At 61.2% G+C, this 23,914-nt stretch carries 18 protein-coding genes; 9 read left to right on the forward strand and 9 right to left on the reverse strand.

From position 1 onward, the window contains the following. Positions 1 to 15: 15 nt before the first annotated feature. The gene (locus tag MRBLMC3_RS10820) at positions 16 to 3,978 is read left to right on the forward strand and encodes an LVIVD repeat-containing protein (RefSeq protein ID WP_363828494.1); all 3,963 of its coding nucleotides are present in this window, start codon (positions 16 to 18) and stop codon (positions 3,976 to 3,978) included. A 45-nt stretch (positions 3,979 to 4,023) separates the two neighbouring features. On the opposite strand, the gene MRBLMC3_RS10825 is transcribed toward MRBLMC3_RS10820, so the two are convergent. Continuing rightward, positions 4,024 to 4,932 carry a tetratricopeptide repeat protein gene (locus tag MRBLMC3_RS10825; RefSeq protein WP_414714645.1) on the reverse strand — a complete coding sequence of 303 codons (909 nt, stop codon included), beginning with the start codon at positions 4,930 to 4,932 and terminating at the stop codon, positions 4,024 to 4,026. A gap of 167 nt (positions 4,933 to 5,099) precedes the next feature. On the opposite strand from MRBLMC3_RS10825, the gene MRBLMC3_RS10830 reads away from it, so the two are divergent. From MRBLMC3_RS10830 to MRBLMC3_RS10845, 4 genes are all read left to right on the forward strand, one after another. Beyond that, a complete protein-coding gene (locus MRBLMC3_RS10830) occupies positions 5,100 to 7,613 on the forward strand; it encodes a cyclic nucleotide-binding domain-containing protein (RefSeq protein ID WP_363828499.1) in 2,514 nt (837 codons plus the stop codon). Then, on the forward strand, positions 7,613 to 8,491 hold the full coding sequence (locus MRBLMC3_RS10835; RefSeq protein ID WP_363828501.1) for a hypothetical protein: 879 nt from the start codon (positions 7,613 to 7,615) through the stop codon (positions 8,489 to 8,491). Before MRBLMC3_RS10830 ends, MRBLMC3_RS10835 begins: the two co-directional genes overlap by 1 nt. Before the next feature lie 7 nt (positions 8,492 to 8,498). After that, positions 8,499 to 10,340, forward strand: a complete 1,842-nt coding sequence (locus MRBLMC3_RS10840; RefSeq protein WP_363828504.1) for a cytochrome c3 family protein — start codon at positions 8,499 to 8,501, stop codon at positions 10,338 to 10,340. An 80-nt stretch (positions 10,341 to 10,420) separates the two neighbouring features. Next, the gene (locus MRBLMC3_RS10845) at positions 10,421 to 11,266 is read left to right on the forward strand and encodes a metallophosphoesterase (RefSeq protein ID WP_363828507.1); all 846 of its coding nucleotides are present in this window, start codon (positions 10,421 to 10,423) and stop codon (positions 11,264 to 11,266) included. 53 nt (positions 11,267 to 11,319) lie between these two features. On the opposite strand, the gene MRBLMC3_RS10850 is transcribed toward MRBLMC3_RS10845, so the two are convergent. Next, complete coding sequence (locus MRBLMC3_RS10850) at positions 11,320 to 11,628, reverse strand: hypothetical protein (protein ID WP_363828509.1); 309 nt, start codon at positions 11,626 to 11,628, stop codon at positions 11,320 to 11,322. Between the two features lie 629 nt (positions 11,629 to 12,257). Here MRBLMC3_RS10850 and MRBLMC3_RS10855 point away from each other — a divergent pair. Further along, a complete protein-coding gene (locus tag MRBLMC3_RS10855; RefSeq protein WP_363828513.1) occupies positions 12,258 to 13,124 on the forward strand; it encodes an OmpA family protein in 867 nt (288 codons plus the stop codon). A gap of 139 nt (positions 13,125 to 13,263) precedes the next feature. Here MRBLMC3_RS10855 and MRBLMC3_RS10860 read toward each other — a convergent pair whose 3' ends face one another. The 4 genes from MRBLMC3_RS10860 to MRBLMC3_RS10875 all read right to left on the reverse strand — a co-directional run bounded on the left by MRBLMC3_RS10860 (position 13,264) and on the right by MRBLMC3_RS10875 (position 16,416). Further along, complete coding sequence (locus MRBLMC3_RS10860) at positions 13,264 to 14,127, reverse strand: alpha/beta fold hydrolase (protein ID WP_363828516.1); 864 nt, start codon at positions 14,125 to 14,127, stop codon at positions 13,264 to 13,266. Positions 14,128 to 14,316: 189 nt separating this feature from the next. Beyond that, the gene (locus MRBLMC3_RS10865; RefSeq protein ID WP_363828519.1) at positions 14,317 to 14,937 is read right to left on the reverse strand and encodes a 2-hydroxychromene-2-carboxylate isomerase; all 621 of its coding nucleotides are present in this window, start codon (positions 14,935 to 14,937) and stop codon (positions 14,317 to 14,319) included. Continuing rightward, complete coding sequence (locus MRBLMC3_RS10870; RefSeq protein WP_363828522.1) at positions 14,927 to 15,631, reverse strand: glutathione S-transferase N-terminal domain-containing protein; 705 nt, start codon at positions 15,629 to 15,631, stop codon at positions 14,927 to 14,929. Before MRBLMC3_RS10870 ends, MRBLMC3_RS10865 begins: the two co-directional genes overlap by 11 nt. After that, positions 15,628 to 16,416 (reverse strand): NUDIX hydrolase, encoded by a 789-nt coding sequence (locus MRBLMC3_RS10875; protein ID WP_363828525.1) that lies wholly within the window; start codon positions 16,414 to 16,416, stop codon positions 15,628 to 15,630. Before MRBLMC3_RS10875 ends, MRBLMC3_RS10870 begins: the two co-directional genes overlap by 4 nt. Positions 16,417 to 16,638: 222 nt before the next feature. Here MRBLMC3_RS10875 and MRBLMC3_RS10880 point away from each other — a divergent pair, with 222 nt between their 5' ends. The 3 genes from MRBLMC3_RS10880 to MRBLMC3_RS10890 all read left to right on the forward strand — a co-directional run bounded on the left by MRBLMC3_RS10880 (position 16,639) and on the right by MRBLMC3_RS10890 (position 20,192). Beyond that, the gene (locus MRBLMC3_RS10880) at positions 16,639 to 17,781 is read left to right on the forward strand and encodes an acyl-CoA dehydrogenase family protein (protein WP_363828528.1); all 1,143 of its coding nucleotides are present in this window, start codon (positions 16,639 to 16,641) and stop codon (positions 17,779 to 17,781) included. 51 nt (positions 17,782 to 17,832) lie between these two features. Further along, positions 17,833 to 18,858 carry an amidohydrolase family protein gene (locus MRBLMC3_RS10885; protein ID WP_363828531.1) on the forward strand — a complete coding sequence of 342 codons (1,026 nt, stop codon included), beginning with the start codon at positions 17,833 to 17,835 and terminating at the stop codon, positions 18,856 to 18,858. A gap of 146 nt (positions 18,859 to 19,004) precedes the next feature. Then, positions 19,005 to 20,192 carry a CaiB/BaiF CoA transferase family protein gene (locus MRBLMC3_RS10890; protein ID WP_363828534.1) on the forward strand — a complete coding sequence of 396 codons (1,188 nt, stop codon included), beginning with the start codon at positions 19,005 to 19,007 and terminating at the stop codon, positions 20,190 to 20,192. 55 nt (positions 20,193 to 20,247) lie between these two features. Here the strand turns inward: MRBLMC3_RS10890 and MRBLMC3_RS10895 are convergent, their stop codons facing one another. From MRBLMC3_RS10895 to MRBLMC3_RS10905, 3 genes are read right to left on the reverse strand one after another with little or no spacing between them, the layout of a single operon-like run. Further along, a complete protein-coding gene (locus tag MRBLMC3_RS10895) occupies positions 20,248 to 20,766 on the reverse strand; it encodes a nuclear transport factor 2 family protein (protein WP_363828537.1) in 519 nt (172 codons plus the stop codon). 28 nt (positions 20,767 to 20,794) lie between these two features. Next, positions 20,795 to 22,183 (reverse strand): FAD-dependent oxidoreductase, encoded by a 1,389-nt coding sequence (locus MRBLMC3_RS10900; RefSeq protein WP_363828540.1) that lies wholly within the window; start codon positions 22,181 to 22,183, stop codon positions 20,795 to 20,797. A 15-nt stretch (positions 22,184 to 22,198) separates the two neighbouring features. Next, positions 22,199 to 23,833 (reverse strand): FAD-dependent monooxygenase, encoded by a 1,635-nt coding sequence (locus MRBLMC3_RS10905; RefSeq protein ID WP_363828543.1) that lies wholly within the window; start codon positions 23,831 to 23,833, stop codon positions 22,199 to 22,201. Between the last annotated feature and the right edge of the window lie 81 nt (positions 23,834 to 23,914).

Raw genomic sequence — 23,914 nt, forward strand, 5'->3', positions numbered from 1 at the left:
TCTGCCCTTGCGGGAATGGCGCTGCTCCTCCTGCTGCTCGCGGCCCTCCTCATCCCCGTCGCCATCCTCCACGCCTCCGACGCCGAAAAGCCGGTGGAGCGCCATTACGCCGTCGTGCCGCCCGCACCGATGAGCCAGACCGCCGAACAGGTCGCCGCGAAATCCGATGGTTGCTACAGCTGCCATAGCAAGACGGACGAGCCATCAATGCATGCCACCCCGGCGGTCATGCTGGGTTGCACCGACTGTCATGGCGGCAATGCGGCAGTGCGTGGCGATCCGGCTCTGGGCTTTGAGGATCCTGCCTATGTCGCCGCGCGGGAGAAAGCGCATGTCCTGCCCCGCTATCCCAGGAGCTGGCATTACCCTTCCTCCGCCAATCCGCAGCGCACCTACACGCTGCTGAACCGGGAGGCGCCGGAATTCGTCCGCTTCGTCAACCCCAGCGACTATCGCGTGGCGCGGGAAGCGTGCGGCTCGTGCCACATGCAGGTCATCGAGGCGGCGGAGCGATCCCTGATGGCATCGGGCGCGATGCTGTGGGGCGGGGCGGCCTATAATAACGGCATCGTGCCCTTCAAGAACTATATCTTCGGGGAAGCCTACACCAAGGACGGCAAGCCGGCGAAGATCGTCTCGCCCGGAACGCCCCCCGGCACCCTGACCGCCGGGGAGAAGGCGCGCGGCGCGCTGGCCGAACTCTATCCGCTGCCGACGTGGCAGGTAATTCCACCGGGCGACGTCTTCCGCGTGTTCGAGCGAGGCGGGCGCAATATCAACACGCAATTCGCGGAAATAGGCCTGCCCAATCCCACCGGCTCGATCCAGCGGCTGGAAGAACCCGGGCGACCGGACCTCAAGCAGTCCAATCGCGGGCCCGGAACGGGGCTGCGCGTGGCGATCCCGGCACTCAACATTCACAAGACCCGCCTCAACGACCCCTATATGTGGTTCATGGGCACGAACGACCAGCCCGGCGATTATCGCCATTCGGGTTGTTCCGGGTGCCATGTCGTCTATGCCAATGACCGCGAGCCCCGCCACAGCCTGATCTATGCGCAATATGGCCGCGATGGGCAGACCGCCACCATCGATCCGACCATTGCGGCCAAGATCAGCCATGGTGGGCTGAAGGGGCCCCATGGCGAGACGATCACTCCCGATCATCCCGTTGGCGCGGTCAAGGAAAGCGGTCATCCGATCCGCCACGCCTTCACCCGCGCGATCCCGACCGCGCAGTGCATGAACTGTCACATGCACCAGCCCAATATCTTCCTGAACAGCTATCTGGGCTACACCATGTGGGACTATGAGTCCGACGCGTCCCTGATGTGGCCGGAAAAGCAGAAATATCCGACCGCGGCGCAGGTGCACCAGACGCTGGAACGCAATCCCGAGGGGGCCAGTCCCCGCGGCAAATGGTCGGACCTGGAATTTCTGCGCAACGTCTATGACCTGAACGACAAGGCGAAGGACACGCAGTTCGCGGACTATCATGGCCATGGCTGGAACTTCCGCGGCGTGTTCAAGCGCGACCGCGAAGGCAATCTGCTCGACGCGGACGGCAAGATCGTGTCACCCGAGGACCCGGAAAAATGGCGCAGGAAAGGGGAGGGCAAGTTCGTCCCCGTCGGCACCAATCCGGGCAAGTCCGTGCATCTTATGGACATCCATGCCGAAAAAGGCCTGCAATGTGCCGACTGCCATTTCGCGCAGGACAGCCATGGCAACGGCTTCATCTATGGCGAGGTGGCCAATGCGATCGAGATCGGGTGCAAGGATTGCCATGGTACGGCCGACGCCTATCCGACGCTGCTGACCTCCGGCCCGGCCGCGCCGCCCAAGGGGACGAACCTTGCGCTGCTGCGCAATCCGGACGGCAAGCGGCGGTTCGAATGGTATTTCGATGCCAGCGGGCGGCAACGGCTGATCCAGCGTTCGATCGTCGACCCGAAGCTGGAGTGGGAAGTGTCGCTGGTGAAGGATTCGGTCGATCCGGCCAATCCGCATTTCAACGCCAAGGCCGCTCGCGCCAAGCTGATGAGCCGTTCGGGCGCGGAGGACGGCAGCTTTGCCTTTGGGCCGGGCGTCGCCAAGGAAGACCGGGCGCATGGCGACGACAGCATGGCCTGCTTCACCTGCCACCTCAGTTGGACGACCAGTTGCGGTGGCTGCCACCTGCCGATCGAAGCGAACTGGAAGACCTCGCTTCACCATTTTGATGGAGAGGAAACGCGCAACTTCGCGACCTATAACCCGCAGGTGGCGCGCGACGAGATGTTCCAGCTCGGCAAGCACATGACGACCAAGGGCAATGAAACGGCCCCGGTTCGTTCGACTTCGGCGCTGGTCCTGTCATCCACAAACATCAACCGCGAACGCATCTACATCCAGCAGCCGCCGATATCGGGCATCGGCTTTTCGTCGCAGGCCTTTGCCCCCCATTTCCCGCATACAGTGCGCCGGACGGAGACAAAGACCTGCACGGATTGTCATTTGTCGGCCAAGGACGACAATAATGCCATCATGTCGCAGTTGCTGCTGCTCGGCACCAATTTCGTGAATTTCGTCGGCCTGAACGCCTGGACCGGGCTGGAGAGCGGATTCGAGGCGATCCGCGTCACCGAATGGGACGAGCCGCAGGCCGTGATCGGCAGCTATCTGCAGAAATATGCCTATCCCGATTACTGGAAGCTGCACGTCGAGCAGAACAAGCGCGAACTGAAGAACTGGGTGCGCGGCAAATATTTCGACGGCAAGGCTTCCGGCGAGACCCATGCCGTGGAAGAGTTCCGCAATGTCGTGAAGGGGACGGCCGATCGCGTCGGATGCCTGCAACTGCGCGGCGAATATATGTATGTGGCCGAGGGGAAGGGCGGTTTCCGCGTCTATGACGTGGCATCCATCGCGAACAAGGGTATTTCCGAACCGATCCTGAGTGCGCCCTTCTCAAAGCTGGGCCACAACAGCGGCGTTTCATCCAGGAACGCGACCTGCATGGCGCTTGCCACCAACCAGCCGGTCAATCCGCTGCGCAACACGCCGGAACTGCGCCGGATCAACCAGGAACAGCCCTTCCTGCCGATCTACAGCTATGCGGCGGTGACGGACAGCGTCGAAGGGCTGATCATGGTCAATATCGAGACCATGGCCGATGGCGATTTCCGCAACAATTTCCTGAAGCGGGCAGTCACGTGGAATCCCGACGGCGTGCTCGACGGGGCGCGGCATATCCAGCTTGCGGGGCAGATCGCTTATATCACTGCCGATGTCGGACTGGTCGTGGTGGACCTCAGCGACCCGCTTCACCCCCGTCTTGCCGCCGTCCGCCCGATGAAGGACGCGCGGGCCAGCGCGATCCAGTTCCGCTATCTGTGGGTCACGGATTCAGAAGGGCTGAAGCTGTTCGACGTGACGAAGCTTACGGATCCGGTGGCGGTGCCGTCCGCCACCGTGCCGCTGGCCGATGCGCGCCGGATCTATCTTGCCCGGACCTATGCCTATGTGGCGGCCAAGTCCGAAGGGCTTGCAATCGTCAACATCACCAATCCGCTGCGTCCCGTCGTCTACGCCAAGGAGACGTTTGGTGGCCAGATGACCGATGTGGAGGATGTGATCGTCGGCACGACCAACGCGTCGCTGTTCGCCTATGTCGCGGATGGCCGGAATGGCCTGAAGGTGGTGCAGCTGACCAGTCCGGCCAGCCAGCCCAATTTCTACGGCTTTTCGCCAGCGCCCAAGCCGGAGCTGATCGCCTGGGCACGGACGCCTTCGCCGGCCTTGGCGCTGTCCAAAGGGCTGGACCGCGATCGCGCGGTGGACGAAACGGGCGGGCAGATCGCGGTGTTCGGTCGCCTCGGCTCGCGCCCCTTTACCCGCCCGGAAATGGAGCGGCTGTTCCTGACCTCCCGGGGAATACCCTATAAGGTCAGCGACGAAGTGGATATGAAGGGCTGGCGACCGCCTTTGCTTCGTTGAAACTGGCCGGGGATGACTGGCCCGACAGGACTGGCGGCGCGTGGCTCAGGCGCCCGGCACGCCCAATATCCGCGCCTCATCCCTGATCCGCGCTGCCTGCGCTGGATTGGCCGACCGCGCCTGCGCATAGGCCGCCACCGCCTTGCCCGTCTCGCCCAGCGTCATGCGGCTGCGCATCAGCATGATCCAGCCGTCGACATTGCCCGGATTGGCCTTCAGTCGGGACTCCAGACTGGCCACCATTCCCCCGACCATCGCGTCCTGCTGTCCTTGGGGAAGCTGTGCCGCGGCCTGCATCTGCTCGCGGCTGGGACCAGGGATCGCCGCCGTCGCCACGGACATGCCGGCACCCAATGGCGGGTGCAGCGCAGTCGGCTTCACCGCGGCCAGCCGTTCCGCGACATCAATGCCGTTGATCTTTCCCACCTGCTCTATCGTCCGGCGCAGATCGGTTTCCCATGGCGCGCCCGGTGGCGTGTCGCCCAGCAGGGCGAGCCAGTCGCGGATCGCGCCCTTATGATCCTTCGCAAGATCCTTGCGCACCGCCAGGAAGTAACGCGCCCTGGGATCCTTCGGATCGAGTGCGATGGCCCGGTCAAAGGCGTCCGCAGCTTCCTTCGGCATGGGATCACGCTCGCTCTCCATCACCGCGGCCTCGCCTAGCGACGACCAGAAGGTCGCATTGCCGGGCGCGAGCTTTGTCGCGTGACGATAGGCGCGCACCGCATCGGCATGGCGGCCGCTTTCGAAATAAGCCCAGCCAAGCCTTTGCCAGCCCTCCGCATCGTTGGGGTTGGCCCCGACCCGTTCCTGAAGCGCGCGTATCACCGCCTCCGGATCGGCAGGCTCCTGGCCAGCTGCCAATGGGGAGGGCAGCGCTGGCACCTTCGTTTCCTCGGGCGCGTGCGTCAGATTATAGCCGATGGATAGAGCGGCGATGCCAACCGCGCCCATCAGCAACACGCGCCTCCAGTTCCAACCCATTATTCTTGCACTCCCCGGTTGTTCCCCGCGATCTTCTCTAGCGTGACGCTGCGGAAATGATAGAGTGCCGCCCGGGACAGCGTCCGGTAACAGCCGGAACACAGGGGCATATCGGGGGACAATCATTGAATGACCGCGTGCGTATCGCGATCGTCGGATCGGGGCCGGCGGGGCTGAGTGCGGCCGCGCGCGCCGCTGCGCTGGGGCTTTCGCACCTGCTGATAGAAAAGACGGACCATCTGTCCGACACCATCTTCAAATATCAGAAGGGCAAGCATGTGATGGCGACGCCCAGCCAGCTCGTGCTGCGGTCGGACTGCGATTTCGAGGCGGGCAAGCGCGAATCGATTCTCGACCGCTGGAACGGACAGGCAGACGCGCAGGCCATCAATATAGCCTATAATGCGGAAGTGAAGGCGATCGTCGGCACCGGCGATCCGATCGCGGGCAGCATCCAGAAAATCGTTGAGCGCAAGCGTGACGGCACGAGCGAAACGAAGGAAATCCAGCGCTTCGCGCCACCTTATCGGCTGACGCTGAACGACGGGAGGGAGGTGATTGCCGATGCCGTCGTCATGGCCATCGGCACGCAGGGCAATCCCAATCTGATGCGCGTGCCGGGCGCCGACCTGCCCCATGTGCAATATCAGCTGGACGATCCAGCGGAATATAATGACGAGCACATCTTTGTCGTCGGGACGGGCGATGCAGGCATAGAAAATGCCCTCGGTCTCGCTGCCGATGAGGCGCAGGGCAATGTCGTCACCATCCTCAACCGATCGACCGAGTTCGCCAGCGCCAAGGCTGCGAACGTCAAGGCGCTGATGGCCGCCGCTGAAGCGGGGCGCCTTGCCATCATGACCGAAAGCACCACGGCAAAGGTGGAGCCCGGTTTCATCACGCTCGACAGCCGTGACGGCGAGGTGAAGCTGAAATGCGATCGCATCATCGCGCGCATGGGCTCCGCTCCGCCGCGCGCCTTTGTGGAGAGCTGCGGCATCGAATTCACCAGTGGGGACCGGCTGGCCTTCCCGAAATTGTCGCCGGTGTTCGAAAGCACCGCGCCCGGCATTTTCGTGATTGGCGCGCTGGCCGGTTATCCGCTGATCAAGCATTGCATGAACCAGGGCTATGACGTCGTCGAATATATCAATGGCAATCGCGACCTGAAGCCTGCGGACGAACCGATCCTGGCCGCCAAGTTCGCGGGATTGCCGGAGAAGAAGAGCGTCGCGGAATGGCTGGAGTATCTCCGCGCCAACGTTTCGATCCTGGAGGGGCTGTCTCCGCTCCAGATGCGGGAATTCATGTTGGACAGCGAAGTGCGCGCCTATCGCAGCGGCGACCTGATCTTCGAGAAGTTCGACCCCGGTTCCTCGCTCTTCGGCATTGCGCGCGGGCAGGCGCTGGTGGAAATCGCGCCCGGCGTCGATGTGCCCATTGAGCAGGGTTCGATCTTCGGAGAGGTCGGCCTGATTTCCGGCCGCCGCCGCGGCGCGACCGTACGGGCCGGCACTGACTCGATCATGGTGGAGGTGTCGCGCACGGCGGCGCTCAAGCTCATGTCCTCCAACCCTCCCGCCAAGCGCGCCATCACCCGCATCTCGACCGAGCGGCAATTGCTCCAGATGTTCGGCGCAGGCCTGACCCCGGCGGATATTGCCGACATTCTCGACACGGCGGAAATCCGAACGGTGAAGGCGGGGGAGGCGATCCTCACCGAAGGCGATATCGGCAATGACATCTATGTGATCCGGGTCGGGTCGATGATCGTGGAAAAGAAGATCGGCGGGAAAAACGTCTTCCTGTCCTATCTTCCCGCCGGCAGCTATGTGGGCGAAATGGCGTTGATCGCAGGCGGCCCGCGCACGGCCACGGTCAAGGCGACGGTCAAGTCCGAGGTCATCAGGCTGAACGGCGATGCCTTCGCCAGGCTGATGGCCGCCAAGCCTGCCCTGCTGGAACGCGCCCGGCGCGACATGGCGGCTCGGCAGGACGTCAACGCATTTGTCGAAAGCCGCAAGGACAGCTTCTCGACCGTCGTCGACATGTATTCGGAAACGGCGAAATTCCTGGTCGACAATGGCATAGGCGAAGCGACTGACGTTCTCCTCATCGACGAACATCTCTGCGTCGGCTGCGATAATTGCGAAAAGGCCTGCGCGGACAGTCACGACGGCCTCTCCCGCCTCGACCGGGAAGCGGGCCGCACCTACGCCCACCTGCATGTGCCAACGAGTTGCCGCCATTGCGAGCATCCGCACTGCATGGCCGACTGCCCGCCCAACGCCATCCATCGCGGCCCTGATGGAGAGGTCTTCATCGACGACAGTTGCATTGGTTGCGGCAATTGCCAGCGCAACTGCCCCTATGGAGTGATCCGCATGGACAGCGTGCCGCCCAAAAAGCCGGGTCTGCTCAGCTGGATGTTCTTCGGTGCTGGCCCCGGCCCGGGCGAACCGTCGAAGAAATGGCGCTACAAGAATGCGGAACCCGGCGTTGAAAAGCCGAAAAAAGCCATCAAATGCGACATGTGCTCGGGCATTGAGGGCGGCCCGGCCTGTGTGCGCGCCTGTCCCACTGGAGCGGCCATACGCGTGGCACCGGAGGATTTCCTGACGGTAGCCCGGCTTGGCGGGGAGGCGCGCTGATGGCGACGCCTGCCGCCAGCCCCATTCGCCGCGCCAGGGGCGAGGTGCTGCATGACGGCTTCCTTCGCCACGCCGGTTTTCGCTGGCTGAAGATCGCGACGATGATCTGCATACTGTCGATCGCCAGCTATATGCTGGTCGACGTCACGCCGCACCATAATGGCGGTAGCTGGTACGGCTATACCATGGGCACGATCGGCGCGCTGCTGATCCTGTGGTTGACCTTGCTCGGCCTGCGCAAGCGGGCGATGACGCGGGGACGCTGGTCGCTCAAGGCATGGACATCCGCCCATGTCTATCTTGGCCTCAGCCTGATCGTCATCGCCACGCTGCACACCGGCTTCCAGCTTGGCTGGAACGTCCATACGCTCGCCTATGCGCTGATGATGCTGGTGATCCTTTCGGGCCTGTTCGGCATCACCGTCTATGCGTCCTTGCCTACAGCCCTCAGCAACAACCGCGCCGAAATGACGCAGGTGCAGATGCTCGACGCGGTGCGCGCCATCGACCGGCAACTGCATGATGCCGCGCAGCCCCTGACTCATGAGCAGGCCGCGCTGGTGCGCCAGTCGCTGGAAGATGATCCCTTTGGCGGCGGCCTGGTGGCGCGCCTTTCCGGCCGCTATCCCCGTTGCGCCACGGCCCGGGCGCAGGCGGCGTTGCGCCGCTGGACGGGCGACACGCCGGATACCGGCAATGATCCGCTGGAAAGGGTCGATGCGCTGCTGGAACGCAAGCAGGCTATGCTGGCCCGCCTGCGCCGACACCTGAAGCTGAAGGCGCTGCTGGAAATCTGGCTTTACATCCATGTGCCCGCCACCTTTGCCCTGCTGGCCGCGCTGACCGCGCATATCGTCAGCGTCTTCTTCTACTGGTGAGCGTGAGATGAGCTTCCTAGTCCGTCAGATCAGCCTCACCGCCGATGGCCGCGAGATCGTTCGCGCCACGTCAATCGCCAAATCGCAACTTTCGCTGGGTCGAGCGGCGGAAAACGACATTCACTTGCCTGACCTGGCGCTGGAGCCCGATCATGCCCGGATCGAGCAGGTCGACGAGCGCACCGTCCGCCTGCGCGCCACCGGCACGCTGGGTTTCGAGCTGGAGGGCCGCACGGTCCTGCGTGCCGAGATCGATCCTGCCCAGGGTGCGGAACTACGCTTCGGGGGGCACCGCATCACCCTGTCGCGGGGTGAGGATGGAGCAACCGTCCTTTCCATCCGCCGCATCGACGCCGTGTCGGAAGCTTCGGAGGAAAAAGAGGAAGCGAGGGTCTTCTCGCTGCGCGGCCTGTTGCCGGGCAAGCGGCTGACGGCGTGGGGACTGGCGCTGGCGATCCTGATCGGATTCCTGGCCGTGCCCATCTGGAGCTATGCCAGCCGGCCGGCAAACGACATGCGCAACATCTACACGGTCGTGGGCGACAAGAGCTGGTCCTCCGGCCCGCTCAGCCAGGCGCATCACGCGCTCGAAGGACGTTGTGAAACCTGCCATCAAAAGGCGTTCGTTTCTGTCCGCGACAGCGCCTGCCAGACCTGTCACAAGGACGTGCACGACCATGCACCCGCCGCCCGCATCGCCATGGCGCGGGCAGAAGCGGGGCTGGGGGGCAAGTTGCTGGCAGGGGTAGCTGCCGCCTTTGGCAAACCGCCTGAGGGCGCCTGCGTCGATTGCCATCGCGAACATGAAGGGGCGGGTCCGATGCAGCCCGCGCCGCAGGCCTTCTGCACGGATTGTCATGGCACATTGAAGGACCGGCTCAAGGACAGCAAGATCGGCAATGCCGCCGATTTCGGCACCAGCCATCCGCAATTTTCCGTGCTGGTTCAAACGCGGCCGGGCAAACGCCCCAGCTTCTCGCGCAGATCCCTCGATAGCCGGCTGGCAGACGACAGCGGTCTCAAATTCCCGCATGACATCCATTTGTCCGCGACGGGCGGTGTCGCGAAAATGGCGCGGACGATGAAGGTGCAATATGGATTTGGCGACGCACTTGCCTGCAAGGATTGCCACAAGCCGACCGCCGATGGCGTACGCTTCCTGCCGGTGGACATGGAGCGCGACTGCCAGATGTGCCACAGTCTTGCCTTTGAGACGATCGGCGGCACAGTCCGCACGCTCCGCCACGGCCAGCCCGATCAGGTGATTGCTGACCTGCGCGCTTATTTCCGTTCGACCGGGCCGGTCGAGCCTCCGGCCCTCGGCGGCGTGGCGCGTCGTCGGCCCGGCGATTATGCTCAGGGACGGATCTACCACGCTTATTTCGGTGCGGCGGCCACTCGCCCCTCCCGCGCCGACGACGCGATACGTGCGGTATTCTCGAAGGGCGGCGCTTGCTATGATTGCCACACCGTCACGCCACCCGGCACCAATGGCAATGCGAATTGGCAGGTGCTGCCGGTACACCAGCCGATGCGCTACATGATGAACGGCTGGTTCGATCACGCCGCCCACAGGACCGAGAAATGCGAAAGCTGCCATGCAGCGCCAAGGTCGCATGACGCCCGGCAATTGCTGCTGCCGAAAATCGACAGTTGTCGCACCTGTCACGGCGGGGAAAAGGCGAAGGCGGACGTGCCTTCGGGCTGCGCCATGTGTCACAGCTATCATATCGGCGATGGTGCCCCATGGGCGCCCGCCACCCCGTCGCTGGACAAGGATATGCAAGACCGGAAAAAATTGACCAACTCGGCCAACCCCGCGCTTCCGCGCATGCCGAAGCCGGGCTGAACCGCAGGATCGAACAACTGCCTCTGCAGCAACCGATGCACATAAGGTCAGACAAGGGCAATAAGAGGGGGAGCAGACCAATGCTGATCGCGCAGGTCACGGACATCCATCTGGGCTTCGACCCGGACAACCCCGCCGAATTCAACCGCAAGCGGCTGGATCAGGTATTGAGGGCGTTGAATGACGGCCCCAACCGCCCCGATCTGCTGTTGGCGACCGGCGACCTTACCGACCGGGGCGATGCGGACAGCTACCGCCGTCTGGCGAACGCTTTCAGCCAGTGCGATTTTCCGGTCTGGCCCTGCATGGGAAATCATGACGACCGGGCGCATTTCGCCATGCATTTCCCGCACATTCCCGTCCAGGACGGCTTTGTCCAATATGTGATCCATCAGGACGGACGGCGGATCATCATGCTCGACACTCTGGAACCGGGGCGTCATGGCGGCGCTTTCTGCGAACGGCGCGCGCAATGGCTTGCCGCCCGACTGGACGAAGATGACGTTACCCCGACATTGATCGTCATGCACCATCCCCCCGTCGAAGTGGGCATTGACTGGATGAACACCCATCCCGACGAAGCGTGGGTGTTGCGCTTTGCCGCGACGATCGCTGGCCGCGCCAATCTGCAGGCGATCCTCTGCGGTCACATCCATCGTTCCGTCGTCGCGCCCTGGAACGGCACGACGATCGCGATCTGCTCATCAACCGCGCCGCAGCTTGCCCTCGACATGCGGCCGATGGACCCGGAGGCTCCCGACAACCGTCCGATGATCGTTGCGGACCCGCCGGCCTTCGCGATTCATCGGTGGACCGGAAACGGATTGATCACGCATTTCGAGACGGCGAACGATCATGTGATGCTGGCGAAATTCGACGCGGGCATGCAGTCGCTGGTTCGCACGTTGATGGATGAGCGGCCCTGACCTCTGGCGAAAGGCGTTGAGGGGCACGAACCGATTGAAGTAATCAGGCGAAGTCAAGCTGCGAGCGTACCCTGCGTCGAGGGGAGCAAAAGCTTTTCAGCCAGAGCGAGGCATTCTTCCAGTGACGGCCCCACCAGATGCGTGTCATGTCCATCCCAATGCCGAATACTCAACTCCCACAGAGTTTCGCCATCGATGCAGGCGGCACGGGCATCATGACCGGAGAATAGCAACGTTTCCCCAATCCGTTCCCGGTGGAGAAGATGACGAGCGACCGTTGTGTGGCTTTCATGATGCGCATTGAAACGCAACTGGATATTTTCGCTGTGGGCCGCCACCCAGGGAAGAAAATTGCTGTCCATTGTCCGGCCTGCTTTTCTTGAGGCGGGCTTCATAGTGGTCCCACTCAGGACCAATACTCCCAGCCCTGCGCAATGTTCCTCAAAATTTCCCTTCTTTACGCAGATCAATCAAATAGGGCGTCCCCGCGGAACAGGGGCGGCTGAGTCGTGTCGGATATGCATTACAGATATACCGATCCCGCGGCGGTCAGGTGAAGGAGAATAGTCGTTCGACCAATGCCAAGAGGATGTTTCAAAAGGACAAATAGCGGACTGTTCAAATTCCGTTGTTATTTCAGCACTTCTCCCGCCCAGGCAAAAATCGCCATATCGGCTGAATATAGCGGGCATCTATTGGCCCGTAGGGACGAGTATGACGGCAAGATCGCCCAAGGCGCTTCCTTCGGTTCGTCGCAAGATGCGCTCCAACTGCCTAAACAACTACTGGACTGCGCCAGACTGTTCATGCAGCAGAAAGGTCAAGGTTAACAGGCAGAGCACCCATGGCGCTCGCTCGTGGCGTCATGAAGGATTTGTGGGAAGACAATGGAGGGGTTTCTGACAGCCGAACACGCCATCATGCGAACGGCAGTCGGACGAAAAGCTGCGGTAACGCAGGCCCGACTGATCGAATTTGGAGGAGCAGCGTGATGAGTGTCATATCCAACAGCCCGAAATATCTGTTCGTTCTTGCCCTGCTGGCCGGCGCTTCGTCGGGCAGCCTGGCAGCACAGACGCAGGATCCGCCGTCAGCCGATGTATCTGCGACCGCTTATCTCCCGGCAGAGAAGACCGAAGGGCCGGAAATCAAGGGCATTATTTCTGCGCGCAGCGGCGACAAGATGCAGGTGACTGCGGCCGACGGCACCAAGTCGGTCATCGTCATCGACGACGCCACGAAGATCAGCGCCAGCAAGGGCTTTTTTGGCCTCAACCGCAGCAGGCTGGCTGCAGCCTCCCTGCTGAATGGCCTGCCGGTCACGGTCAAGACATTGCAGTCGGGCGGAGGCCTGGTGGCGAGCCAGATCAATCTTCAGAACAAGGATCTGAAGACAGCGTCGATGATTCAGAACGGCACCGCCCAGGGTTTTGAGGAACAGACGGCGGCCACTGCCGCACTGCGCGGCCGGATGGGCGAGATCGACCAGTATAATGTGAAAAGCACGACGAACGTCAATTTCGACACGGGCAAGGCCGTGCTGTCCGCACAGGCCAAGAACGACCTTTGCGCGACTGCGGCAACGGCCGAGGGGATGAGCAATGCCCTCCTGCTGGTAGTCGGCTATACCGATTCGACCGGAGGCGATGAATTCAACCAGGTACTGAGCGAGAAGCGCGCCGGCCGTGTGGTGAATTATCTGCAGCAGGCCTGCGGCTGGAAACCTTATCGCATGTTGACGCCCACCGGCATGGCCGAGGCTGATCCCCTGGCGAGCAATGACACCGTGGAAGGCAAGGCGCAGAATCGCCGTGTGGCGGTGAACATTCTTGTCAGCAAGGGGCTCGACGGCCTTTAAGATGCGTGGGGTGGACAGCAGTCTACCCCACCATGCTTTTCCAGCATCTGTTCAGCGCTGGGCTGAACAGATGCTGGAACTGCCGACACAAATTCGGCACTATCCATGTGACGGCCTTCGACAGCCACATTATTCAGGATCAACGGTCTACGAGCGGGTGATGTTTGGCCAGGAAGGCAAAAACGCCCTCGTTGAACGCATCGTTGCGATCGCCCGCGACCATGTGTCCGGCTCCGGGCACATTGAAAACCTCCGTCTGCGGCACCCGCTGTAACATGTCGGAGACGCTTTCATCATCGACGATATCGCTGTTTCCGCCCCTCACCAAAAGAGTGGGCACCGTCACCGCGCTGCTCACCTCTTCCAGTTGGCGCAATCTTGAGGGCGGCTCCGATGTCGGCCGCTGCGCCATGAGACGCGGATCCCAATGCCAGTGAAGACGTCCATCGTCTCGCAGACGCAAATTCTTCATCAAACCTGATAGATTGCGGGGCCGGGGGCGATCGGGATTATAGGCGGCAATTGCGGCCGCAGCCTCCTCCAGCGTGGCAAAGCCATTTGGATGGCTTGTCATGAAACGATGTATTTTATCAACGCCGGCCGCCGCCGGGCGGAGAGCGATGTCCACCATCACCAGTGCGCTGACCGATGGAGCAGCGCCACTGCCGATTGCGAAAAAGCTCGTTATACCGCCCATGGAAGCACCGACAAGCGCGACGGGTCCACTGAGGGTTGAAAGGATCACACGCAAATCCGACGCCAAGGCAGGAAGGGAATAATCGCCAGTCGGCGACCAGTCGCTATCGCCATGGCCGCGGGCGTCATAATTGATCACCAGGTACCCTTGCTCGATCAGCTTCGTCATTGCGCCGGACCAGGAATGGCGGGTTTGCCCGCCACCATGCAGCAGAACCACGGCGGGCGCTTCGAGCGACCCACCAATATCGCCAACAAGTGTCAGCCCATCCGAATTGCGATAGTGCCTCAGCGACAAATCAATCATCCGGGCGGTCTAGCAACGGCATGAGACCAGGTAAACCGCTGGCCGCAGATCGGACGGTCTTTCGCGTGACGTGCTATACGGTCGAACCACTGCGCGAAGGACTGGATCCGATCGAGGTCGAGGATGTATCAGCCGTCCACAAGCTCGACAGAGGGTCGCGAAATGCAGGACGGCGGCGGCGTACGCCCCTCAGCCGACGACGCGCGCCCGGCTCATCCGGGCATTCACAAGCGGTAGCGAATCCACGCCGAAATACATGTCGGTGTCATCGAGGAAGAATGTAGGCACGCCAAAGGCACCGCGCGCAATGGCCTCGTCGACTTCAGCGCGCAGGGCGTCCTTGACCTCCTGCATGGCTATGCGGTCCAACAGCCATGGTCCATCCACCCCGACCCGATCGCATATATCGAGCAGGACCGCATCTTCGCCAAGCGGCCGCTCGTCGCGGAAGATCGCCTGGAAGCAGGCGCGCGCGAAAGGAACAAGTTTACCCACCGGCCGAAGGACGAGGCATGCGCGCATCGCCCGGACGCTGTTCACAGGGTGTCCGGCCGGCGGAAAGGCGATCTTCACGTCGGTCACGTCCGCCCAATCCTGCATGACTTTCAGGTGATAATCGACCTTGCGCTTCGGCATTTTGTCCTTTGACTTGAAATATTCGATGCCAGGGTTCACCGCATTGAAGATCCCGCCAGCCAGCACAGGGCGCCAATCCACGCTGATGCCAAAGCTTTCTGCCAACGGAATGACGCGTTCGAAGGCGAGATAGCTCCACGGGCTGGAACAATCGAAAAACATTTCAAGCTTCATTTTTCTGCTCCTCAAGACCTTGGGGTCGTTGGAAGGCGTGGGAGCGCATGGCATCGATGCCGCCGCCCGCGGCAATGCCGCGCTGTACGGCCGGACGCGCGCGCAAGAGCGCGAACCAGGCCTGGAGCGCTGGATAGTCGTTCAGGCTCAAGCCCTGTGCCTTGTGCGTCATGATCCAGGGAAAGCATGCCATGTCCGCAATGGAGTAGTTGTCGCCAGCCACAAAGGCCCCGGTTCGCGCGAGTTGGGCATCCAGCACGGCATATAGCCGCCGGACTTCGCCGCCAAATCGGGTGATGGCGTAGGGCAGCTTTTCCGGTGCATAGAATAGGAAATGCCCGTTCTGTCCCGCTGCCGGACCCAGGCCCGCGGCCTGCCAGACAAGCCATTGGATCACGGCGTAGCGATCATCCGGCGCGGGATCGAGAAACCTTCCCGTCTTTTCCGCCAGATAGAGCAGGATCGCTGCACTCTCGAAGATGGCCTGTGGCTGCCCGTTCATCCCATGGCGGTCGACCAGCGCAGGGATCTTGCCATTCGGGCTGGCGGCAAGGAACCCCTCCGGCAATGTCCCGGCCGATGTCACGGGGCAGATTCGATAAGGCAGTCTCATTTCCTCCAGGCAGATGGTGATCTTCCATCCGTTCGGCGTAGGCGCGTAATAAAGCGCGAGATCGGGGCCGGTTTCGGTCATGGCACTTGTAGCGTGGACAGCAGGCGACGAGTGAGGGGATAGCCGCTGTCGTCCGGTATGGAGATCCAACTCTTCCCGCTGTCATCATCATGCAATTGCGGCGAAATCGGCCGACATTCGATTGTCGCCAGATGTGCTTCCGCCGCCGTAAAGTTGGGATGCTCCGCCAGGCGTTCCAGATTGCACAAAGTCGGGAAAATGACTTTTGCAAGCCCTGCTTCCGCTTCGGCGATCGCATCAGTTGCGGTGATCCAGAGCGCCCGGCCCACCTCGTCCGGGTCGACCCGAACAGTGCGATCACCGTCGTGCCGCGCAATATAGAAGCGCGTGTCGAAACGACGATGCGACAGGCGAGGATGCCACTGTGCCCAAGGGCGCAGCGCCAACATATCGAGGCTGATCCCCGCTGTCGCGAGCAGGCTGCTGAACAATGCCCCCTCTTTCAGCGCGCGTTGCATGGCCGGCACATCGACCGCGCCTCGCTGCGCGAAGCCCACGGCCAGGCCGGTTTCTTCCAGCGTCTCGCGAATGGCAGCCACGCGATGAGAGCGTTCGACCCGGTCCTCAACCTGAACATCGACGAACCTGGCATCGGTCGCGATCACGCCATCGTCCTCGTCCACCTGCCCGCCCGGAAATACCAGCGCGTTGGGTGCGAACCGAAGTTTAGCGCTGCGCTGGATCATGAGATGTTCCGCAGCTCGGTCCGGGCGGTCTGAGAACAAGATCAATGTCGCCGCGGCGGTACCGCAATTCGCCTCTACGGCTTTTTCGCTCTCGCTCATCCTGTGCTCCCCGCGCCGTTCGACCATTTCTTGTCATAAATAGTGCAATCGAACTATATATGGCGATAAAATTGCCTATAGCCCCAGCGAAATATGACGATTCCATATTTCCGTTGGTTGCATCGAATATAAAACGATGCTTTATCTTCAGTGAGCCAATGAGGATGATGCGGCGCCCGGTACGGGCTTCAATATCTGTCCGGTTGCATAGGAGAGTCTGAGATGCTCGACGTCAGCGGGCGCATGGGATTTGAGGATAGTCACGCGCAATTCCGAGATTCCGTGCGCAGATTTCTCGCCAGGGAAGCCGAGCCCTACCTCGATCAGTGGGAGGCTGAGGGCATCACCAGCAGAGCCTTTTGGAGGGCAGCTGGCGAGGCGGGATTGCTCTGTTCGAGCATGCCGGAGGCCTATGGCGGCGTTGGTCTCGATATCTCCTATGATCTCGTATTTCTCGAAGAGCTTTTTTATATCAACGCGCCGGTGGGTGTCAGTCTCCAATCCCTGATCACCGCACCCTATCTTTTGAACTACGGTTCGGAAGAACTCAAAGCCCGCTATTTGCCGGGCATGATCAGCGGCGAAATCGTCACGGCTTTGGGAATGACGGAGCCAGGCGGTGGATCAGACGTCAAGAATTTGCGCACTACCGCACGTCGCGATGGTGATCATTATGTCATCAACGGCAGCAAGCTGTACATTTCCAACGGCCTTTTGTCTGATCTCGTATTTCTGGCGGTGCGGACGGGAGAAGAGGGCGCCAAGGGCGTTTCGCTGATCCTGGTGGAGGCCGATACACCCGGCTTTGAGCGGGGACGCAATCTGGACAAGATCGGCCTGCATGGCGCTGATACGTCCGAATTGTTCTTCAACGACATGCGGGTACCTGTCTCCAACCTTCTGGGCGAGGAAGGGCAGGGCTTCCGCTACATGATGTCGGAGTTGGGGCAGGAAAGACTCGCCATCTCGACCAGCGCGCAAGCCCAGGCGCAGCGGGCCTTCGACGAAGCCGTCCGCTTCGTCAAGGAACGAACGGCGTTCGGTCAGCCGATATTCGAATTCCAGAACACGCGGTTCACCCTGGCCGACATGGCGACGCGGTTGCAGGTGGGATGGGCGCATCTCGACTGGGCGCGGACGCGGCATTTGCAGGGTCTGCTTCGCTCGGAAGAGGCGGCCGCGGCCAAATTGTGGCATTCGGAGAATCTTTGGCACATCGTTGACGCGGCGCTGCAACTTCATGGCGGCGCCGGGTACATGAACGAATATCCGATAGCCCGGCTTTGGCGTGACGCGCGCATTCACCGCATCCATGGCGGAACTTCGGAAATCATGAAGGAAGTGATCAGCCGGAAAATTCGTTAGGCGGTGTAATCTGGGCCTACGACCGGCCCGGAAATCGAAAGGAATAATGGGTTGTCCAGCTTCATTGATGTCCATTCGCATGTCTCGCCGCTTTCTTTTCCTGCGGCCCCAAATGACAAGGTCGCATCGCGTTGGCCGTGCATGCAGTGCCAGTCTTCTATTGAAGGCACGTTGATGATTGGCGAGACGCCTTTCAGGAAGCTGGATGCGCGTTCCTGGGATGTAGCACGCCGGATCGAGGACATGGACCGGGATGGCGTGGACGTGCAGGTCCTTTCGCCCATGCCGGAACTGCTGTCCTATTGGCTCGACGTCGATGACGCGCATATAGTGTGCGACGCAACCAATCACTTGATCGCCAGCATGGTCTCTGCTGCTCCATCGCGTTTTAGAGGGCTGGGGTCGGTTCCCTTGCAGGACCCGCATGTCGCGGCTCGCATGGTTTCACGACTGAAGGCGGAATTCGGCCTGGTGGGAATTGAAATCGGCAGCAATATCAATGGAAAGCTGCTCGGCGGCTCAGAATTTGATCCCTTCTGGGAAGCCGCCGAAGCGGAAGGCATGGCGGTTTTCATTCATGCGCTTCATCCTATTGCGGCAAAGACGCTCCCGGCTGATGTTGGCTTCACAGGATTTGCCCTTTTCCCGGTGGACACCGGCATGACAGCGGCCGCAATCATCATGGCGGGCGTGTTGACCCGTTTTCCTCGCCTGCGTGTAGCCTTCAGCCATGGAGGAGGCACGCTCGGCGCGATGTTGGGGCGGTTGCAGCTCGGCTGGCTGGGCACCAATGGATTTGAAGGGAAAAGCACTATCGGTCCGATCGATCAGGCGCGCCAATTCTTTTACGATACAAATGTCTATGATCCGGACTATCTCACCTATCTGGCAACGCAAATGGCACCTGGGCAGGTGTTCGCCGGCACGGATTATCCCTATATGATCATGCAGACGGACCCGGCTCGCTGGATACGCTCAATCGGCTTACCCACCGAAGCAGAGCACAGCATCTGTTCGGGGGCAGCCGCCCGATTCCTCGCCGAAACTTCTTGGACGGCGATGACAACTTCGCGCTGACGCCCCCTTCCGAACGGCCCATGATATCATGGGGACGTCTCGATCTTGATGATGGGTCTTGGTTGCAGATGTAATTCAGCATAGATAAAACATCTGTATAAATTGATGCAGCAGTGCCATGCACAGGCTGGACGGAGATGGAATTCATGGCGAATGAAGCGAGCAGAGGTCCCCTTGCCGGCATCAAGGTGCTGGAGATCACCCAAATGGTGGCTGGTCCGCTGGCCGGGACGATGCTGGCGGACCTTGGGGCATCGGTGGTCAAGGTTGAGGGGCTGAAGGGAGATCCCTTCCGGAACGTCAAGCCGCAGCATAAGGGCATGTGCTCACATTTCTTTGCGGTCAATCGGCATAAGCGCAGCATAGCGCTGGACCTGAAGAGCGAAGAAGGGCGCGCCGTCGCGCAATCGCTCGCGGCGGAATGCGACGTCATGCTGGTGAACGCGCGGCCGGCGGCACTGCAGCGGTTGGGGCTCAATTATGAACAGCTCAAGCTCAGCAATCCTCGCCTTATCTATGTGATGATAACCGGCTTCGGACCCGATGGGCCTTATGCCGACAGGCCGGCTTTCGACCAGGTGATTCAGCCTCTCACCGGGGCCATGGCGTTGCAGGGACCTGAAGGGCCGCCGATGCCGCTGCGGTCCATGTTCGTGGACAAATACGCAGCCAGCACCGCAGTCAGCGCGGTCAACGCGGCGCTCTTCCACAGGGAGCGTAACGGCGGCGAGGGGCAGTTGATCTCTGTTCCGCTGATGAAATCCTTCGCCTTCTTCTCGCTGGTCGACAATCTGCATAACCTTTGTTTTATCGAAGGGGACGAACGCACGCCGGTCATCAATATCACCCGCCCGTTTCGAACAGCCGACGGAATGTTCATGGGACATATTCAGACGGACGAACAATTCGCGGCGATCAGCAGGGTACTGGATGTAGAACATCTTCTAGAGGATGATCGATTTTCCAACCCGATCAGACGTGTCCAGAATTACGAAGCCTTGTGGCACGAACTGGAAAAGGGTGCGCTGAAATTCACATCGATGGAACTGGAGGAGATCGCCGTGCGCGAGGGCCTTCCAGTAGGCAAGGTCAATACGGTCGAGGAGTTTCTTGCCGATCCGCAGGCGCGTCACCTGGAATGTGTCAGGGAGTATGACACAGAGGACTATGGGCCGGTGCGTGTCGCCGCTCATCCTGTCGACTATTCCCATTCGCCCGCTACGGTGGGCGGTGTAGCGCCCAGGATCGGGCAGCATAGCGATCAGATCTTGCGCGAAATCGGGATCGACGAAGAGCAGATCAATGCAATGCGGGCATCCGGCGTCATCTGCTGACCGTCGGGGATATATCGAAGATGTGAGCGCATGGCCGACACATCAGAACCAAGCGTTATAATCTGTCGAGCTTTAATTGGCCGGCGATCGGTCGTCCAAAGGCGAATGCGGAGATGATCGGATTATAATATTCGCGATAATGCCGGACCCTGCCATCATCCAGATCGATGCGCAGGACATAGCGATTGCGATATTCGGCGCCCGTTGTCATCGTGACATGCCCTTGCCCTTCGAAGAAGATGCGGGATCCATCCGAACTGACGAAAAGCTCCATCTCCGTGAAGGGGTGCAACTGCTTTTCGAACTGGAAAGCGGCTCGCCAGAAGTCGAGGCATTCCGGAATTCCCTGATAGACGCGAAAAAAGCCGGATTCAGTTCGTCCGCTTTCGCTGAACGGCAGGTCGATGACGATATCCTCGTGCATCAGCGCCTCAAGACCTGCGAGATCCTTGGTTTCAAGCGCGAGCTGCCAGGCCCGCAAAACCGACAAGGAGCGCACCCGTTCTTCAGCGTCATCCGGCGGACTGTCATAGCCTTCAATCAAGGCGTCGAGATGTGTCGATCGGTCCCGCATGCCACTCATCATGCCTCCGGAAATTGATTCAGGCGCCCGGCTGACCCGCCGCGGCGCGTCCCGCCAGCATTCCGAACGTCGCCGATGAGGAAAGCGACGTGCCGCTGAGATAGCCGGCTCCATGGAAACCGCCAACGACCTCGCCCGCCGCGTACAATCCCTGGATCGGCTCACCCATCCAATCGGTGACCGCCATGTCCCCGTTTGTGGTGATCCCACCATAAGTGGAGGTCAGCGCATTGGCGGTGGCTGCAATGCAATAGGGCGGCGCATCGACCGTCATGAGGTTGCTGGTCCGTCCAAAATCCGGATCGCTGCCATTGCGAACATTGGCGTTGTAGCGTTTTACCGTCGCTTCCAGAGCATCCGGATCGATCGCCATCGCCCGCGCCAGATCGGCGATCGTATCGGCCGTCCGGATATAACCGGCAGCGATGCCTTCGGGATAATTGTTGACCGAGCTGTCGTCAAACGCCGTTTCAAGCAGCTTGCTGTCGAACAGCTGGAAGGCGATGCCCCCCGTTTGCGCCATGCCCGCGCCGCCCAGCGCCTTGTAAGGCTGCCCTTCGTTGACAAAGCGCTGGCCCTCGGCGTTGACCATGATGCCGCCCGACAGGAAGCTGAAGAGCAATGGCGGAACCTCATCCGCACCCTGCACGCCATGGGGATAGTTGCGAATGGCGCCACCGAAGGAGCCGGAGACGTAGCCCAGATCCGCAAGCCCCGCCCCGAGATCGCATGCCAGCATGAGACCATCGCCAGTGTTCGCGACTCCTCCATGCTTGACGGCGCTCAGCAGTTCCGGCGCGAACACACCGATCAGTTCGCGCGAACGCGAAAATCCGCCGGTGGCAAGGACGATGCCGCGTTTCGCCTCGATTGACATGACTTCGTCGCCATAAGCGACCATGATTTCGCGCACGCGGCCCGTTTCCCCATCGCGCATCAGCTTCATACCGGCGCATTTCGATGCGTAGACGATGTTGGGATGGGCAAGGGCCGCCATGTGCATGTTGGTGACCACCCGACCCGTACCGGTTTCGTGGAGGCATCGGTCCATCGAATTGAGTTTGAACTTTGCGCCATGATCCTTGAGGAAGTGATAGGCTTCCAATTGATGCTTGACGAATGCGTCGACCAGCACCGGGCTGTTCCGGTTCTTTCCGGACGCGAAAAGACGCTGGCGCAGCACTTCTGGACCGTCATCAAAGCCTGCTTCCTGCATCAGGTCAGTGCCCGCAAAGATGAAGCCCCCCCCGGCCATGGCTGAACTGCCGCCCGCCTGAGACGCTTTTTCGAGGAAAAGGACCTGGGCGCCGAGTTCGGCAGCCTCCAGCGCGGCGCAATGTCCGGCAATGCCGCCGCCAAGCACGACCACATCGGCAGAATGGGGAATTTGACCCGTTTCGCGTATCATCGGCTCTTCTCCCGATCAGGCGTCATAGCCGGCGCCGTGTCCCGTCGCGAGGCGGGCGATGCCCCATGCCCCTTCGGGATAGCCCCTGCCGCGCCAGGCGATGTGAAGATCGGGGCGCAACAGGAAAACCGAGCCCTTCAACGTATCACGAACATGAGGCTCGTCCAGCCTGATGACATCAAGTGGCGCGCCGATTTCGGCAAAGGCGGACTCCATCTCGGCGCTGTCATATGTGCCGGTCAGATCGAGCAGAGTGTAATCGTCGCCAAGCACATCCTGCAAAGCGCGTCCGTCCTTCAACCACATATGCGGAATACGAATGCCGGGCCGACCGTGGGGAACGATGCGGCTGAATTCCCAATGGGGCATATTGCCGGGTTCATGCGCCACGAGCGTGGAGCCTGCGTAGGAATAGCAGGTTTCTGCACCGACCATGCCGTGCATGCGCCCGTGCTGGCGCACGAAGGTGGCGCCCAGCCGCTCGCGCGCGGCTTCGCCCACGGGACCGAATTCATATACCTCCCGCGTGATGGTGGCGGGCCAGTAGGCCGCACCGTCGGCGGCCCAGCCCGACGCCTCGATGTTTCGCTGCGCGACCGGGCGTCTTTCTAACTCGTAGGAGTTGAGCAGTTCCGGTCCGCCCCATCCATGGATCGTTCCGGCGAGTTTCCACGAAAGATCGATCGCGTCGCCGATGCCGGTATTCATGCCAAGGCCGCCCGTAGGGATCACAAGATGGACAGAATCGCCGGCCAGCAGCACACGGCCTTCGCGGTAGCGCTCCGCGAGGCGGAGATGCGGCCGCCAGGTCAGCACATGTTCGATGTCGATTTCGCAGTCGAAACCGATATGCTCGCGCAGGACCTTCCTGAAATCCGTGTCTTCGGGCAGCGGCGTGTGAAAGGTGAATTCCTGGCGAGACCCCTGGGCCACCAGCGATCCGCCGGAGAGGAAGCTGTAGTGGCGGCCCTTCGGCACAGCCATCCGATCGTAAAGATCCTTCGATTTGAAGATGACCTGGCGCATATCGGTGGGCGCGGAAACACCCGTAAGCCTGATGCCCAACTGCTTGCGCACCGTGCTGCGTCCGCCGTCGCAGCCCACCAGGTAACGGGCGCGGAATGTCTCCACCTCTCCGCTGCCGTCGGTGCGTTGCGCCTTAACCGTGACGCCAGTTTCATCCTGTTCGATGCTCGACAATTCCAGACCGTAGCGAACGGTCGTGTTTGGCGTCTCGCTTTCTGCGACTTCCCGCAACAGCGGTTCGATCGCATTCTGGGAGACAAGCTGATAGGGTTCTAGCGGGATCGTGCCGTCGTTCGTGGCGGCCACCAGGGCGCGCTTTTCATCGACGCAAGGGAAGGCGATCTGAGCCAGGGGCGGCTCGTTCATCGTCCGGACCAGCAACACATCCATCGGATTATCGCCCGGATAGCCCAGCGCGCGAATCCGATCGACTATGCCCATACGGCGGTAGATTTCCATGGTACGGGCGTTCGACCGGTCCATTTTAGGCCAGGGAGCGGTGCTTGGATCGCGTTCCATGATCATGGTACGGATGCCCCGGCGGCCCAGGTCGATGGTCATCGTCAAACCGACCGGGCCGGCGCCGGCGATGATTACATCGAAATCGAATGCCTCTTCGCTCACCGCGATGTCTCCTCTCCGACGTATTGTTCTTGCCGGATTGATGCCGTTTGCATGTCGGGGGCGGCAGTGACAATTTTGTCA

The organism is Sphingobium sp. LMC3-1-1.1 (assembly GCF_040676285.1).
Classification (GTDB): domain Bacteria; phylum Pseudomonadota; class Alphaproteobacteria; order Sphingomonadales; family Sphingomonadaceae; genus Sphingobium.

Bases quoted from the DNA above. Each gene is read 5' to 3' on its own strand.
- MRBLMC3_RS10820 (WP_363828494.1), top strand. From the start codon at position 16: ATGGCGCTGCTCCTCCTGCTGCTCGCGGCCCTCCTCATCCCCGTCGCC.
- MRBLMC3_RS10825 (WP_414714645.1), bottom strand. From the start codon at position 4,932: ATGGGCGCGGTTGGCATCGCCGCTCTATCCATCGGCTATAATCTGACG.
- MRBLMC3_RS10835 (WP_363828501.1), top strand. From the start codon at position 7,613: ATGGCGACGCCTGCCGCCAGCCCCATTCGCCGCGCCAGGGGCGAGGTG.
- MRBLMC3_RS10840 (WP_363828504.1), top strand. From the start codon at position 8,499: ATGAGCTTCCTAGTCCGTCAGATCAGCCTCACCGCCGATGGCCGCGAG.
- MRBLMC3_RS10845 (WP_363828507.1), top strand. From the start codon at position 10,421: ATGCTGATCGCGCAGGTCACGGACATCCATCTGGGCTTCGACCCGGAC.
- MRBLMC3_RS10850 (WP_363828509.1), bottom strand. From the start codon at position 11,628: ATGGACAGCAATTTTCTTCCCTGGGTGGCGGCCCACAGCGAAAATATC.
- MRBLMC3_RS10855 (WP_363828513.1), top strand. From the start codon at position 12,258: ATGAGTGTCATATCCAACAGCCCGAAATATCTGTTCGTTCTTGCCCTG.
- MRBLMC3_RS10860 (WP_363828516.1), bottom strand. From the start codon at position 14,127: ATGATTGATTTGTCGCTGAGGCACTATCGCAATTCGGATGGGCTGACA.
- MRBLMC3_RS10865 (WP_363828519.1), bottom strand. From the start codon at position 14,937: ATGAAGCTTGAAATGTTTTTCGATTGTTCCAGCCCGTGGAGCTATCTC.
- MRBLMC3_RS10870 (WP_363828522.1), bottom strand. From the start codon at position 15,631: ATGACCGAAACCGGCCCCGATCTCGCGCTTTATTACGCGCCTACGCCG.
- MRBLMC3_RS10875 (WP_363828525.1), bottom strand. From the start codon at position 16,416: ATGAGCGAGAGCGAAAAAGCCGTAGAGGCGAATTGCGGTACCGCCGCG.
- MRBLMC3_RS10880 (WP_363828528.1), top strand. From the start codon at position 16,639: ATGCTCGACGTCAGCGGGCGCATGGGATTTGAGGATAGTCACGCGCAA.
- MRBLMC3_RS10890 (WP_363828534.1), top strand. From the start codon at position 19,005: ATGGCGAATGAAGCGAGCAGAGGTCCCCTTGCCGGCATCAAGGTGCTG.
- MRBLMC3_RS10895 (WP_363828537.1), bottom strand. From the start codon at position 20,766: ATGCGGGACCGATCGACACATCTCGACGCCTTGATTGAAGGCTATGAC.
- MRBLMC3_RS10900 (WP_363828540.1), bottom strand. From the start codon at position 22,183: ATGATACGCGAAACGGGTCAAATTCCCCATTCTGCCGATGTGGTCGTG.